Here is a 14,386-nt window from a genome sequence, read left to right as displayed (position 1 = left end):
GGAGTCTCCCCTCGGCGCATGTCGGATAAAGACACAGTACGTCGCAAAATTACTCCGCCTCAAGCACGAGAAAACGGGATCCTCGGCATCAGACGGAAAAGTGCTGCGCGAGCCGTGCGCGCCAGGCCTCGATCTCTCCAACGAAGTCGTAGCCCTCGCGACGTAGGGCTGACCTGAAGCAGAGGCCGATGGCATAGGACACAAAGACTTCGGCCTCGCGCGCGGGGTCGAGTTCTTTTCGGACCGATCCGTCCGCCTGCCCCGCTGCGAGGTGGTCGGCGAGTTCGGCCTGATAGTCGGTGATAAGGCCGTCGAACCATCCGGAGAAATTCTGCAAGGCGGCCGGCGTCTCAAAGGTGAGCACGATCATCGCCCGCATCGTTTCGGGCTCCCGCTCGACCGCGTCCAGTAGGTCGTCGAGCTGACCGAGGACTCGGTCCAGACCGCTTCCGCCGCGCTCGCCTCGCACGGCGGGAAGCAGGAGTTCGGCAAAGGTGTTGAAGACCGACTGCAGCAGCGCCTCTTTGGAGCCGTAACGGTCGCGAACCATGTTGCGGCTGAACCCCGCATTGATGCCGATCTCCACCGCGGTCGTGCGTTCGTACCCCTGGCGGGCGAAGAGCTGGATCGCGGAGGCGATCACGGCGAGAGTCGACTCCTCGACGCGCTCCTGATTAGTCCTCGGCCTGCGCCTGATCGCACTGGACACCTCATGAGTGTACGCCGCATCTGTCCGAAAACAGATAGATATCTGTTCATCGACAGATGGATCTGTTACCGTCATCACATGCTGGATGAACGCCCGTTAACGGCGGCGAAGCGGGTAGGGGTCGATGCGGCGGGCCCGGATCCCGCCTCCGCTCAACGGACATGGGCGAAGGTGTGGATCGTGCACGGCTTTCTGTGGCTGGCACTGATCGTTTACTGCTGGACCATGTGGGTCGTCAGCGGGGACTTCACGCCCAACACACTCGGCCGCGGTGAAGAACCCACCTGGTACGTGGTACTGGTTCGCTGCGTCGAGGTGATCTTCGGCATCCTGATCTCCGGCTGGATCATCTGGCGCTTCATCATCGCGCCGAAACTGCGGACCGGACGGTTCACCTTCGACGGACTGTTCTTCCTGGCCGGCTGGCTGATGTTCTTCCAAGAGCCGTGGATCGATATGATCACGTATCAGTTCCAGTACGCCACGACGTTCGTCAACTTCGGCAGCTGGCTACCCCAGATTCCTTGGTGGAGTGCAGGAAACGGGCAACTGATCCCGGTCCCGATGGTCTACTTCATGGCCTACCTGTGGATGGCCTCGATTTCGGCCTACGGTGGATCCAAGTACATGGCGTATCAGCGCCGGAAAGATCCGTCGCGCAGCGTATTACGACTCATTCTGCAGACGTACCTGGTGATGATCATCGGCGACGTCATCGTCGAGCTGTTCATGACGAGGGTAGGACTGATCAGCTACTCGTCGACCATTCCGGAGCTGACACTGTTCGCGGGCACCGATCACCAGTTCCCGGTGCTTGAGCCGCTGAGCTGGCCCGGGACGTTCATCATCTTGAGCTGCCTGCACTTCTTCCGTGACGACCGTGGCCTGTCCTGGCCCGAGCGCGGCATCGACAAGCTGAAGTTCAAGCGGGAAGGACTCAAAACCTTCGCCCGCTTGTGCATCCTCGTAGGGTTCGCCCAGTTGGCGATCCTGATCGCGTTCAACATCCCCTACTCGATCTACGCGTTGCACTCCGGGCCCATGCCCAAACCGCACATCGAACGGACTTGGCGTAACGGCGGGGTGTGCGGCCCCACGACCGCCTTCAATTGCCCTGACCCGAAGCTGCCGATCTCGCGCCGGTCAGCACCGGATCGGCCCGAGCTCTTACCAGAGAGGCATCGATGACACAGCAGCACAGCACCGCGGCAGTGATCGGCGGGGGGATCGCCGGGATGGCGGCCGCCTACGAGCTCAAAAAAGCCGGCTTCCAGGTGACCGTTTTCGAGACCCGTGACCGGGTGGGCGGGCGGATCTGGACCGTGCGCAAGGGCGACTTCGTAATGGATCTGGGCACTGCCGTGTATCTAGGCACCTATCGCGAGGCGGTCGCGATGATCCACGAGGTCGGCTTGACCAATGAGTTCGTCGAAACGCCGGTAATTTTCGGGATGCCTCGGCAGGGCAAGCAGCATTATCTCGACCTAGCCAAGCCGATCCGGGCGAGCCTGGGCACGCACGTCATTTCCTGGCCCGCCAAGGTCAAAGCCCTGCGATTGTTCGCGGATGTCTTCAAACACCGGGCGAGCCTCGGCTACGACACCTATGACGGGCTGGCTGAGATCGACAGCGAAACCGTCTACGACTACTGCCACCGGGCGCTCAACGAGGAACTTGCCCGCTACGTCGCCGCACCATTGGTCAGCGGCACCTGGGTGCACGAGGATCACGACACCTCAGTGGCCCTACTGCACTGGACGGTGCGCAACATGCTGGTCAAATCGGTGTTCAACCTGACGTCCGGAGTGGCCGGGCTGCCAACGAAATTGGCGACGCTGGTCGATACCAAGCTGGAGCACGCGGTCACCAACGTCACCGACAACGGTTCGGCCGTCGAAGTCACCTACACGACGCCCTCGGCCGCGCAACACACCGAGACTTTCGACACCGCGATCATCGCGACGACAGCCCAACCCGCGCTGGACATGTACCCGCAGATGGACGAAAACCACCGCGGCCTTTACGAAACCGCCCGGTACCACCGATTGGGCAACGTCTCGCTCGGGTTCTCGGCGCGACCGAACGATCCGGGGACCTTCTCGATGGTCTCCCCGTACGACGATCCCGACACCATCGCGGTGATCGCCGACCACAACAAGGCGCCGGGAAGGGCACCGGCGGGCAAGGGCCTCATCTCGGTGCTGCTCTCGCCCGCCTATCTCAACCGGACCGACGACCGCGACGACGACTACCTGGTCGATCACGCGCTGGAGCGGGTCAAGTACTACTACGGCAAACTTCCCGGCGACCTGGAGCAGCACGCACTGTTCCGCTGGCCGGAGTCCGTTCCGGTCCTTGACAAGGGCCGCTTCAAGCGAATCGCGGACTTCCGTAAGAAAATCGATCGCACTTCGCGGGTGCAGTTCGCCAGCGACCTCGACCGCATTCCAGGCCTCAACGGGGGGTTGGTCAGCGGCAAGGAAGCGGCCGCCCGCGTCGCGGCTTTGTTCGCCCGCGGTCCGCGCTCCCGGCTCATCGGCACCACAGGATCGTAAGCCGACATGACCGGCACGAGCCTCGCGTGGGACCAACCCCCCTGGGACATCACGACACCCGCCACTCCGCAAACGATCATCACGGTCGTGCTTGCCGTTGCGGTGGCAGGCTTCGTCGCCGCCGCGGTGGTCAGTTGGTACCGCATCAAGCGGCCCACGTTTCTTTTGATGCTGGCGGGCGGCTACATCTGCTCGTTCAACGAGCCACTGATCGATTTCCTTTGCCACTGCTTCTTTCCCGCCGACGGCTGGGTGGGCCACACCGTGTTCCACCGATCGATCCCGATCTGGGTGATCCTGGCCTACGTGATCTTCTATGGCGGGCTCACATACTTGCTCTCCGTGGCGTTCGAAGGCGGAATCACGCGTCGTACCTTATGGATCGGCATCGGAGTCTGGGGAGCACTCAATCTGGCCATGGAAATCCCGCTGCTGCACTCGAAGCTCTACCTCTACTACGGCGACCAGCCGTTCGTGGTGGGCGGTTTCCCCCTCAGCCAGCTGGTTTTCAACGCGTTCGGGTCGCTGCTGGGTGCGGTGGTCATCACCCGGCTCTCCTGGTTGTTCACCGGCGCGCGCCGGCTGCTGCTGCTCGTGGTTCCATTCGTCACCTTCATGTCGTCGTGGGTAGTGGGCATGCCGCTCTTCTTGGTCCTCGGCACCGACGCACCCCACGGCGTGCGCATGTTGGCTGCGGTCGTGAGCATGGCGCTCGGCCTGTTCGGGATCGACACGCTGATCCGGTTCGGCACCGGGCAATTTCGGCTCCTGCCACCCGTTGCAGCGGCACAGGATGCAGATGGACGCCTGTTGGCAGCCAACCCCGACCGCAGCGCCGTCGGCGCGTAGTACAGCGAGATAGGAGCTCTGGCCGTGACAACCTCAATCCTTGCGATCGCCGAACCCCCATGGGGCATGACCACCCCGGCCACCGCGCAATCAGTCATCACCGCGATCCTCGCCGTGGTGGTGGCGGGCTTCGTGGCCGCCGCCCTGGCCGATTGGAAACGATCCGGATCACCGGCCTTCCTGCTGATGTTGGTCGGTGGCTATGTCTGCTCATTCAACGAGGCGACGGTCGACGTGCTGGGCCATTGCTTCTTCCCCGTTGACGGGGTGAACGGCTACACCGCCTTCGGCAGAGCCGTTCCGGTGTGGGTGGTCCTGGCATACGTCGTCTTCTTCGGCGGCTTGTCCTACGTGATGGCGCTGGCGTTGAGGCGAGGTGCCAGCCACCGTGCGATGTGGTGCGGCATCGCAGTTTTCGGCGTACTCAATGTGTTGCTCGAGATACCGATGCTGCGCGCCGGGCTGTACCTGTATTACGGGTATCAACCCTTTGCGATCGGCGGCTTCCCCGTCAGTTGGTTGGTGATCAACAGCCTGGGATCGCTCTTCGGCGCCGTGGTGGTCGTCCGGCTGTCGTGGTTTTTCACCGGCGCGCGAACCCCGTTGCTCGTGTTCGTACCCTTCACGACATATATGGCGTCGTGGGCGCTGGCGATGCCCCACTTCGCTATCACCAACACCGACGCGGCGCCCGGCATACGGATGGCGGCCGCCGTACTGAGCATGGCGCTGGGGCTGATCGCGATCGACGCTCTCATCCGAATCGGAACCGGCCAGTGGCGCCTGCTGCCCCCGCAAATCTCCGGCACGCCCACCGGGGACCTAAGCCATGCGTATTCACAACCTAGAGTTCTGCAGAACGATCGTTATGTGTGAACCACGGGAGAGCTGGCGACAGCCGTGCGAAACAGGAAAAACAAGCGCATATCTCCCGAATCTTTTACTGCCCACCTGACTGACCTAGGATCTCGAATATGGAAACGTTCGATTACATCGTGGTAGGTGCGGGGCACAACGGACTCTGCGCGGCGGCGACCCTTGCCGAGCAGGGCCGCTCCGTGTGTGTCATCGAACGACTGCCGGTGCTGGGCGGTCTTTCGGCCAGCTATCCGTACCTGCAGGATGCGCCGGAGCACAAGCTCAGCATCGGGGCGATGGATGACCTTTTCATGGCCCAGACGCCGCTGGCCCGCGAGATGCGGCTGGCCGACTTCGGTTATGACACAGTCCCTCTCGCGCACCCGTACGGCTGGATGAACGAAGACGGTGACACACTGCTGCTGTGGGGCGACTTCGCGCGCACCCTCGACGACATCCGGTACTTCTCCCCCAAGGACGCCCGCACCTACGAGCAGCTTCGGGGACCGATCGACTGGATCATGGATCTCATCGACATCCTCACCGTCCAGGACCCGTCCGCGTGGGGAAAGCTTGACTTCGCCAAGTACCTACTGCGGCACCGCCCCGACAAGGCCACCCGCCGCTTCATCGGCAGCATGCTGTCCCTCAACGTCTTCGAACTCATTTCAGAGACCTTCGAGTCTGACGCCATGCGTGGCCTGTGGGCCTATTGGTCGTCGATGGTGGGCCCGGCAGATGCCATCGGCTCGGGCGCCTACTTCCTGGGCTTCGCCGGGGTGCACCGCCACCTCGGCGTCCAGCGACCCCGTGGCGGCATGACGAACCTCGTCGAGGCGTTCAAAGGCAAGCTGGAGAGCCACGGCGGGGTCGTGCGGCTGGGCAATGGGGTCAAGCAGATCGTGATCGACGCCGGGCGCGCCAGCGGCGTGTTGCTCGATGACGGTACCGAGCTGCGGGCCCGCCGCGGGGTCGTCTCGAACGCCGCGGCACAAGTCACCCTGGGCAAGCTGGTCCCGCAACAACTGTTGAGCCGCGAACAGCGCAACAAGGTCTCGCTCATCCCGGCGAACTCGGTCAACGCCGCCGCCTTCAAGATCGACGTTGCCACCGCGGGCCGCATCGGCTACCCCAAAGCCGAAGCGGCCCGGGCCAAGCGGGATGGGGAGGACATCCGCACCACCACCTTCATGACCGGGACCCTCGAAGACCACATCGAGCAGATGTACGCGATGAAGCGAGGCGTCAACGTGGACACCCCCCCGGTGTACATGGCGATCCTGTCGGCGCCGGATCGATCGATCGCATCGGCCGAGGGTGACGTGCTCTACCTGCATTCGAATGTGCCGGGATATCCGAGCAACGGGTGGGACGTCAACAAAGACGCCTACACCGAACAGATTTGGAAATCGGGTCTGCGTTTCCTCGGTGGCCTGGAAACCGAAATCGGGCGGATCGTGTCGACCCCACAGGACTTGGAGAGCCGCTTCGCCGCGCCGGCCGGCGCGTACTTCCACGTTGACATGCTGGTGACCCGGCTGGGTAAGAACCGTCCGGCACACGGCCTCGGCGGCTACGACACCCCCATCAACGGCCTCTACCAGACCGGCGCCGGCACGCACCCGACGGGCGGGGTGGTCGGGTGGCCGGGGCGGCTGGCCGCCCAGCACGCGCTGCGCAACGAATAGATGCGATGCGACAAGGTAATTGGACCTAAACGAGGAGGAAGACCGATGTCCAAGATGAACGTGACGGCCCAACGGCTGTGCGTCTGGTGCGGTCCGGTCATGATTGCCATCTGGGCGACGGCGTTCGCATTCCTCTGCCACTTCATTCCTCCGCCAAGCCCTGCCAAATCACGGGCCGCCCTTGTCGCTCAGTTCAGCGAGCACACCAACATCATCCGGCTCGGCCTGGTGATCAGCCTGTTCTCTTGTGCGCTGCTGGTGCCGTTCTGCTCGGTCATCGCCGCCCAGATGCGCCGGATGGAAGGCGTACGGTCGGTGCTTGCCGAGTCGCAGCTGGTCTCCGGCGGGCTATTGTGCGTCGAGTTTCTCGTGCCCTTCGCGATCTGGCAGACCGCACTGTATCGGCTCCACGAATGGAGCCCCGAAATCGTCCAAATGCTCAATGATCTGGCATGGCTGATGTTCCTCGGGATCATCTCGTCGGCCTGCATTCAAGTCGCATCGCTGGGTGTCGCGATTCTGCTCGACAAGGGTGCAAAGCCGGTGTTTCCGCGTTGGGCCGGCTATTTCAACATCTGGGTCTCGATGATCTGGGTGCCGGCGGCGATCATCCCCTTCTTCAAAACGGGCCCCCTGGCGTGGAACGGAATATTTTCCTGGTGGATACCGCTATGCGTCTATTTCTGCTGGTTCGTCGTGATGGTCGTGCTTCTCCTGCGAGCCATCGGCGATGACGAGCGCGCAGAACGACAAGCCGGCATCAACGACTGGCTCACCGGTACCAAGTCGGAACTCGCGAGCCCCAAGCTGGCCTGACCCGACGTGACAAGCGAACCCAGGGGAACCGTCGCGGTCATCGGTGCCGGGTTGGCCGGACTGACTGCTGCTTATCGACTCCAACAGCGCGGATTCGACGTCACCATGTTCGAAGCGCGGGACCGGGTCGGTGGCCGCGTCTGGACGGTCCGCAAGGGCGACTACGTCATGGACCTGGGCGCTGCTTTCTACCTCGGCACCTACCGTGAATCGATCGATCTGATCTACGAACTCGGCCTTGGTCCGCTGTTCACCGAAGTCCCGGTCTGGGGTGTGATGCCCAAGCAGGGCGACAAACACCTGCTCGACTACGGCAAGCTGCTACGCACCGCTGTGACCACCCGTGCGTTGTCAACGCGCAGCAAGCTGAAGGCCCTGAAGCTGGTGCGGCCCATGCTCAAGGCCAGGGGCAGCCTCGGTTACCAGTCCTATGACCAGGTCGCAGAGTTGGACACCGAAACCGTGCGCGAATATTTCCGTCGGGAGCTCAATGACGAGTTGCTGCAATGGGCCGGCAGGCCGCTGGTCAGCAGCACCTGGGTCGCCGACGACGCTGATACCTCGATTGCATTGCTGCTCTGGACGATACGCAACATGCTCGTCAGCACCATGTACAACCTCCGCCCCGGAGTGAGTGGGCTGCCCGAGGAACTCGCCCGTCGACTTCGCGTCCGGCTCCAGCACCCGGTGGCCGACGTCGCAGACACCGGGGCGGCGGTGGAAGTGACCTTCACACCCGCGAGCGGAGGCAGTCAAGAAACGGAGTCGTTCGACGCGTGCGTGATCGCAACTCAAGCGCAATATGCGCTCGGGATGTATCCACAGATGGACGAAAACCACCGAGCGTTATACGAGACAACGCGATACCGGCGCCTCGGCAGCATCTGTCTGGGATTAGCGCAACGCCCGAACGATCCCGCGACCTACTACATGGTGTCACCGCAGGAAGACCCGGACACGATCGCGGTGATCGCCGACCACGCGAAGGCACCTGGCCGAGCTCCCGAAGGCAAAGGCCTGTTGACTGTCCTGCTCTCGCACGAATACCTAGAGCGCACACTGGATCTCAGCGACGAAGAGGTCTTGGAATACGCGATAGGCCGCGCCCGCTGCTACTACGGAAACGTCGTAGACACTCTCGAAGAACATGCCGTCGCACGGTGGCCCGAATCCGTCCCGGTGATGGACAAGGGCCGATTCGCGCGGATCGCCGATTTCCAGAAGCGCCTCGATTGGACATCCCGTGTCCAGTTCGCATCCGATCTAGACCGTATCTCTGGTCTCAACGGCGCCTTGGTCAGCGGCCAGGAAGCCGCGAACCGCATCATGAACGCTGTGCTGGCGCCCCGACCGCAGCAGATCCTGGTTGGCGGGCGTTCCTGAATTCTCCCCCGCCACGGTGGTCAGCTGATCAGCGAACCTGCAAATGCAGCTCGCGGAAGTGGAGCGTCCCGCACGGCCACCCAACTGTAGGTTCACGCAAGACCGAGTAGGTCGGAATCCGGCGATTCCACTCCTCGATGATCAGGCGGAGTTCCAGACGGGCCAGATGCGAGCCGAGGCAGCGGTGCGGGCCGCGACCGAATGTGAAGTGATTGCTCCGCTTTTCCTTGATCACGTCGGCTTCGGGATAGCGTTCGGGGTCGCGGTTGGCGGTCCCGAACCCAAGCCAACAGGTCGATCCCGCAGGGATCGTCACCCCCGCCACATCGACCTCGGCGGTGGTCACGCGAGGCACGTAAGGGACCGGCGGGTTGATGCGCAAGACCTCTTCGATGAAATGTGTGACGGCCTCATCGTCATCGATCAGCCCGGCGCGCAGCCTGGGATCGCGGGCCAGCTCGTACAGTGCGAATCCTGCTGCGGCGGTGACGGTATCCAGCCCGGCGATGAGGAACAGGAAGCACAATCCGATGATTTCTTCGTCTGTCAATGCGCCGTCGCTCGAGTCGCAGAGCAATTGGCTCAGCAAGTCGTCACCGGCGCTACCGCGGCGGTCGGCAAGGTGACGGTTCAGATAGTTCATCAGTTCGGCGCCGCGGGACAGTGTTTCCGGTGAGGGCGTCGCGCCTTCGGCGGCGGAGAATTCCAAAACCGCATCTTTCCAGCTGATCAGCAGGTCCCGGTCGGAGAGCGGCAGACCGAACAGCGTCAGAAAGACCTGGGACGGAAAGGGGACGGCGAGCGCGCCCATGACCTCGGAGCTGTCACCGGATGCCTGGATCCGGTCGATGAGCTCGCCCACTTGTCTGCGCAACTCGGGTGCCCGCTCGGCCATGCGGCGCGGGCCGAAAAACCTATCCAGAATCCGCCGAAAACGGGTGTGGTCGGGCGGATCAAAGGCGATCGGCACCATGGGGAAAGGGCTTCCAACCAGATCGAACGCGCCCTTGGAGGAGAACAGTTGCGGTTTGGTGGCCGCCTGCTCGACGACATCGGCGCCGCTGAGGAAGTACACGCCCGCATCGGACACCGCGACCTTGCCCGGCGCCAACAGCATGTGCCAGGCCGCGTCGCGGTCGTGAGCGAACGGCAGGGTTTCCAGCGCCGGTAGCGCGGGGCAGACTTCTTGCATGAACGCTCCTGGAACTGGTGGCCGCGGTTAATCAGGGTTAAATTTTAAGCCCGGTCAGCCTTTCTGCGACGCGCTATCGCACATGTATACAATAATACCTGTATGTGATCCGCATCACATTTGACCGTGGCACAGCGGCCACCCTTCCCGATCCCGCCCATCGCTGTCTGGGTATGCCCAACAGCGCCCGCCCGCGACAACCAGATGCCATGGCACCGTTGACAGATAGAATTTATAGCCGTACTGTCTCAAAATAATCGCGGATGCGGATGAGTCGGGGCAGTCGGCACGGACGGTCAGTCAGCTCGGGGGCGACCCAAACGGCTCAACACCGCGACCGAAAACCCGTAAATAAACGTTAACGCATCGCTCAAAATGGAAGACATGCACGAACAACTGAGTCGAGCTTGCACCATCGCTGCCCCACCGGTGAGTGGTCCGTCATTGGGAGGCCGAAATGGTTCGTGACGCCATCGGCAACATCTTGCGCGCACGCGCCTCGAGCACACCCGACGGCGTCTGTTGCGCCATGGACGAGCACGTTTTCACCTACGCCGAGATGAACCGCCGGTCGGACGCGCTCGCGGCCGGGTTGGCTCAGCTGGGCGCCCACCCGGGTGAGCAGGTCGCGATGCTTGCCCCCAACCGTGTCGAGTTACTCGAGATCTTCTACGGGGCGGCGAAGACCGGGGCGGCCCAGGTGCCGTTGAACGCATACCTGAAGGGCGAGTTTCTACTTCATCAGCTACGCCAGTCCCGGTCGGCCATCCTGGTCACCGATGCCGCCGGTCGCGAGGCGGTGGCTCCGCTGCGGAGCCAGCTACCCGACCTGCGGGCAGTGATCATGCTCGATGAGGCACAAGACGACGAAGTTCCCTATGCCAGTTTGTTCGACCACGGTGACACGCCGCCACCGGTGGAGCTGACCGCGGCCGACACGATGTCGATTCTCTACACCTCCGGCACCACCGGATTGCCCAAAGGATGCGTCGCCACCCACGGCTATTACTGCCGAAGCGGGGAACTCATCGGTGCCGCGCTCGAGGTCACCGAGAACGACGTTCTGTTCGCCGGACTGCCTTTGTTCCACGCCGGGGCTCGGCTGGTCACCGTGACACTGCCGCTGGTCTACGGCATACCGGCCTACCTGCAAGGCACCTTCAGCGCCCGCGCGTACTTTCCGCGCGCGAGGGAAGTCGGCGCGACGCTGATGATCGCCGTCGGGGCGATGGGCGCCGCAATTCTGGCGACCGAACCATCCCCGACCGACCGCGACCACAAGGTCACCAGGATCATGTGCGCACCGCTTTCGCTGGAATCTCAGGCAGTCTTCCGCGACCGCTTCGGCGTCGATCCCTGGGTCGACGTCTTCGGCCAAACCGAGTGCATGCCAACCACATTGACGCCGCTCTCGTCGGACCGCCGTGACCCGAACGGGTGCGGCATCGGCGCGCCAGACCTCGATGTTGCCCTACTCGACGACGAAGGCTACGTGCTTGACGGCGAGGCAACGGGCGAGATCTGCCTGCGCCCCAAGACGCCGTACGCCATGTTCGACGGGTACTTCGACGACACCACGGCGACCCTCGAGGCCTTCCGTGGCCTGTGGTATCACACGGGTGACTACGGCCGGCGCCTTCCCAGTGGAGCGTTCGCGTTCATCGACCGCAAGAAGGACAGCCTGCGCCGCCGCGGCGAGAACATCTCGAGCTTCGAACTCGAACAGGCCATCGATGCCCATCCGACGATCGTCGAGTCGGCGGTGGTCGCCGTCCCATCCGACCTCGGCGAAGATGACATCAAGGCCTGCATTGCCGCCAGCTCGCCGATCACACCGGCCGACCTGTTCGACTTCTTCAAGAACAATCTCCCCTACTTCGCCATCCCTCGCTATGTCGACTTCCTCGACGCCCTCCCCCGCAACGGCGTCGGCCGCGTGTTGAAACACAAATTGCGCGCAGCCGGAAACACCGCCCAAACATGGGACTTCGAAGCAATGGAACTGACCGTCGCAAAACAGGAGCGTCGCTAGCAATGGACTTCACCCTGACCCCGAAGCAACAGGACCTGCAGGCCCGCGCTGAGAAGCTCGGCCGATCCTTCGTCGACGAGGCCCGGGAATGGGACGAGTCCGACGAGGCGCCCTACCGTGAAATCTTCGAACGTGTTGGCGCTGAAGGACTTTTCGGTGTCGCGATGCCAACCGAGTACGGCGGTCAGGGCGGCGGCGCCGTGGAGTACCTGATCGTGGTGGAGGCGTTGTTCCGGTATGCGCAGTCCTGGCTGCCGCCCGAGCCGGTGTTCTGTACCAGCGGTCCGGGGCCATCGATGTTTTTGCTCGGTGGCGATGCCGTGCGAGAGAAGTATCTGCACGACATCGTCGCGGGCCGTCGCGCATGCAACATCGCGCTCACCGAACCGGAAGCCGGATCGGCGCTGACACATCTGACCACCACCGCGGTCCGCGATGGCGATGACTTGATCCTCAACGGCACCAAGAGCTTCCTGACCGGGTCGAACGTCAACGACCTCAACGCGACCTTCGTACGCTTCGACGACGTGCCCGGCGCCAAGGGAATAGGCGCGGTCGTGGTGGAGAGCTCGATGCCCGGCGTGGAGGTTCAACGCGGTCCGGTCTATATCGGTGATCGCGGTATCCATCACGGCGACATGGTGCTACGCGAGGTCCGGGTGCCCGCCGAGAACATCATCGTCGGCCCCGGCCAGTTCGCCCGGTTGATGACGGCGTTCAACCTCGAGCGCCTGCACAATTGTGGATTCTGGCTGGGCTTCAGTCAGGCCGCGTATGACGAGGCCGCCAAATACACCCAGCAGCGCGAAGCGTTCGGGAAGCAGATCATCGACTTTCAGGCCGTCTATCACTCGTTGGCCGATATGTGGGTGCAGATCGAGGCGCTCCGACTACTCGCGTACAGGGCAGCTTCCTCGGCGATCGAGGGTCGATTCCCGAAGCTCGCGGACGTTACCCAGGCCAAGCTGTTCGGCGCCACGGCTGGTCCGCAGATCACCCTCAAGGCAATGGAACTGCACGGTGGCTACGGCGTGACCACCGATTACCCGATTCAACGGATTCATCGGGACTGTGTAACCAATGTCGTGGCCGGGGGCGCGCCGGCCGTGCTGCGCAACGGCGTTGCCGCGGGGCTGTTTCCCGACCGAAGATTCCCGCAAGCATGAGTCTCACCGTCGAGCAGCAGGATTTTCAACAGGCGGTTCGCGATTTCTGTGCACGCGAATGCGGCACGCGGGAACAACGGGAGGCATTGCTCGACCCCGACGAGGAAGATCAGTCCGCGGTCCTCTACAAGAAACTCGCCGAGCTCGGATGGCTGGGCATCGCGATCCCGGAGGAATACGGCGGGTCCGATGGAACGTACGTAGAGCAGACGATCTTGTTCGAGGAGCTGTGGCGCGGCCTTGCTCCTGTCAAGGCGCTCGGCCCGACGAACACCGTCGCCGGCTGCTATAAGCGTTTCGGCTCCGAAGAACAAAAGCGCGAGGCGCTGTCCGCGATCGCCAACGGCGAGATCATGTCGATTTCCATCTCCGAGCCGGGGGCGGGATCGGATGTCGCGGCGATCACGTGCCGGGCGGACGCCGTCGGTGACGGCTATGTTCTCAACGGGCAGAAGACATGGTGCTCGTACGCACACCGGGCCGGGCGAATCCTGTTGGTGGCGCGAACCAGCCGCGACGACAAGCCCCATGCGGGCCTGACCATTCTCGAAGTGCCCCGCGACAGTGAAGGTGTCGAAACGCGGCGTATCTCGACGCTGGGTGGTCGCGAAGTCAACGACGTCTTCTTCACCGACTGCTTCGTGCCCGCCGAGAACGTCGTCGGCGAGATCGGGCGCGGCTTCCCGCAGATCATGGCCGGCCTCGATGGCGAGCGGCTGCTCGGCGCGGCGGTCGGTCTCGGTATCGGCCAACGCGCCCTGGACGACACCATCGCATACGTCAAGGAGCGCAAGCAGTTCGGCAAGGCGATCGGCACGTTTCAGGCACTGCGCCATCGCATCGCGGACCTCGCGACCGAGCTCGAATGCGCACGTCTGCTCACCTATGAGGTCGCAGCACGACTCGAACGCGGTGCGGACCCGGTCACAACGCGGATGACATCGATGGCCAAGATCAAGACTTCCGAAGTCGCCAAACGCATCGCGCTCGAGGGCATGCAGATGATGGGTGGCTACGGCTACGCGACCGAGTACGACATGGAAAGCCACGTGCGTCATTCACTGGTGTTGCCAATCTACGCCGGCACCAACGAGATTCAGCGCGAGATCATCAGCGGATCACTGGGTTTACGCTAGCC

12 protein-coding genes are annotated in these 14,386 nt (G+C 63.1%); 10 read left to right on the top strand and 2 right to left on the bottom strand.

Features of this window, described 5'->3' with window-relative positions; genetic code table 11:
* Positions 1-88: 88 nt before the first annotated feature.
* Positions 89-643 (bottom strand): TetR/AcrR family transcriptional regulator, encoded by a 555-nt coding sequence (locus EPN51_RS18395; RefSeq protein ID WP_293045129.1) that lies wholly within the window; start codon positions 641-643, stop codon positions 89-91.
* 144 nt (positions 644-787) lie between these two features.
* On the opposite strand from EPN51_RS18395, the gene EPN51_RS18390 reads away from it, so the two are divergent.
* From EPN51_RS18390 to EPN51_RS18360, 7 genes are all read left to right on the top strand, one after another.
* The gene (locus EPN51_RS18390; protein WP_293045127.1) at positions 788-1,897 is read left to right on the top strand and encodes a spirocyclase AveC family protein; all 1,110 of its coding nucleotides are present in this window, start codon (positions 788-790) and stop codon (positions 1,895-1,897) included.
* Positions 1,894-3,264 carry an FAD-dependent oxidoreductase gene (locus tag EPN51_RS18385; protein WP_293045125.1) on the top strand — a complete coding sequence of 457 codons (1,371 nt, stop codon included), beginning with the start codon at positions 1,894-1,896 and terminating at the stop codon, positions 3,262-3,264. The genes EPN51_RS18390 and EPN51_RS18385 overlap by 4 nt, the downstream gene beginning before the upstream one ends.
* A gap of 6 nt (positions 3,265-3,270) precedes the next feature.
* Positions 3,271-4,113 (top strand): hypothetical protein, encoded by an 843-nt coding sequence (locus EPN51_RS18380; RefSeq protein WP_293045123.1) that lies wholly within the window; start codon positions 3,271-3,273, stop codon positions 4,111-4,113.
* Positions 4,114-4,137: 24 nt separating this feature from the next.
* Positions 4,138-4,989 carry a hypothetical protein gene (locus tag EPN51_RS18375; protein ID WP_293045121.1) on the top strand — a complete coding sequence of 284 codons (852 nt, stop codon included), beginning with the start codon at positions 4,138-4,140 and terminating at the stop codon, positions 4,987-4,989.
* 98 nt (positions 4,990-5,087) lie between these two features.
* The gene (locus EPN51_RS18370; RefSeq protein ID WP_293045119.1) at positions 5,088-6,659 is read left to right on the top strand and encodes an NAD(P)/FAD-dependent oxidoreductase; all 1,572 of its coding nucleotides are present in this window, start codon (positions 5,088-5,090) and stop codon (positions 6,657-6,659) included.
* 45 nt (positions 6,660-6,704) lie between these two features.
* Positions 6,705-7,475: a hypothetical protein gene (locus tag EPN51_RS18365; protein WP_293045117.1), complete on the top strand. Its 771-nt coding sequence runs from the start codon at positions 6,705-6,707 to the stop codon at positions 7,473-7,475.
* A gap of 6 nt (positions 7,476-7,481) precedes the next feature.
* On the top strand, positions 7,482-8,858 hold the full coding sequence (locus tag EPN51_RS18360; RefSeq protein WP_293045115.1) for an FAD-dependent oxidoreductase: 1,377 nt from the start codon (positions 7,482-7,484) through the stop codon (positions 8,856-8,858).
* Between the two features lie 28 nt (positions 8,859-8,886).
* Here EPN51_RS18360 and EPN51_RS18355 read toward each other — a convergent pair whose 3' ends face one another.
* Positions 8,887-10,050, bottom strand: a complete 1,164-nt coding sequence (locus EPN51_RS18355; protein WP_293045113.1) for a cytochrome P450 — start codon at positions 10,048-10,050, stop codon at positions 8,887-8,889.
* A 457-nt stretch (positions 10,051-10,507) separates the two neighbouring features.
* Here EPN51_RS18355 and EPN51_RS18350 point away from each other — a divergent pair, with 457 nt between their 5' ends.
* From EPN51_RS18350 to EPN51_RS18340, 3 genes are read left to right on the top strand one after another with little or no spacing between them, the layout of a single operon-like run.
* Positions 10,508-12,082, top strand: coding sequence for an AMP-binding protein (locus EPN51_RS18350; protein WP_293045111.1), 1,575 nt, complete (start codon positions 10,508-10,510; stop codon positions 12,080-12,082).
* A gap of 2 nt (positions 12,083-12,084) precedes the next feature.
* Entirely contained in the window at positions 12,085-13,248 is a 1,164-nt protein-coding gene (locus EPN51_RS18345; RefSeq protein WP_293045109.1) for an acyl-CoA dehydrogenase family protein, read from the top strand.
* Positions 13,245-14,384 carry an acyl-CoA dehydrogenase family protein gene (locus tag EPN51_RS18340; RefSeq protein ID WP_293045107.1) on the top strand — a complete coding sequence of 380 codons (1,140 nt, stop codon included), beginning with the start codon at positions 13,245-13,247 and terminating at the stop codon, positions 14,382-14,384. The genes EPN51_RS18345 and EPN51_RS18340 overlap by 4 nt, the downstream gene beginning before the upstream one ends.
* Positions 14,385-14,386: the final 2 nt, after the last annotated feature.

It is taken from the genome of Mycobacterium sp. (genome assembly GCF_004298145.1).
GTDB lineage: Bacteria > Actinomycetota > Actinomycetes > Mycobacteriales > Mycobacteriaceae > Mycobacterium.
The sequence above is the reverse complement of the archived record's forward strand: the minus strand, read 5'-3'. Positions and strand labels throughout refer to the sequence as shown.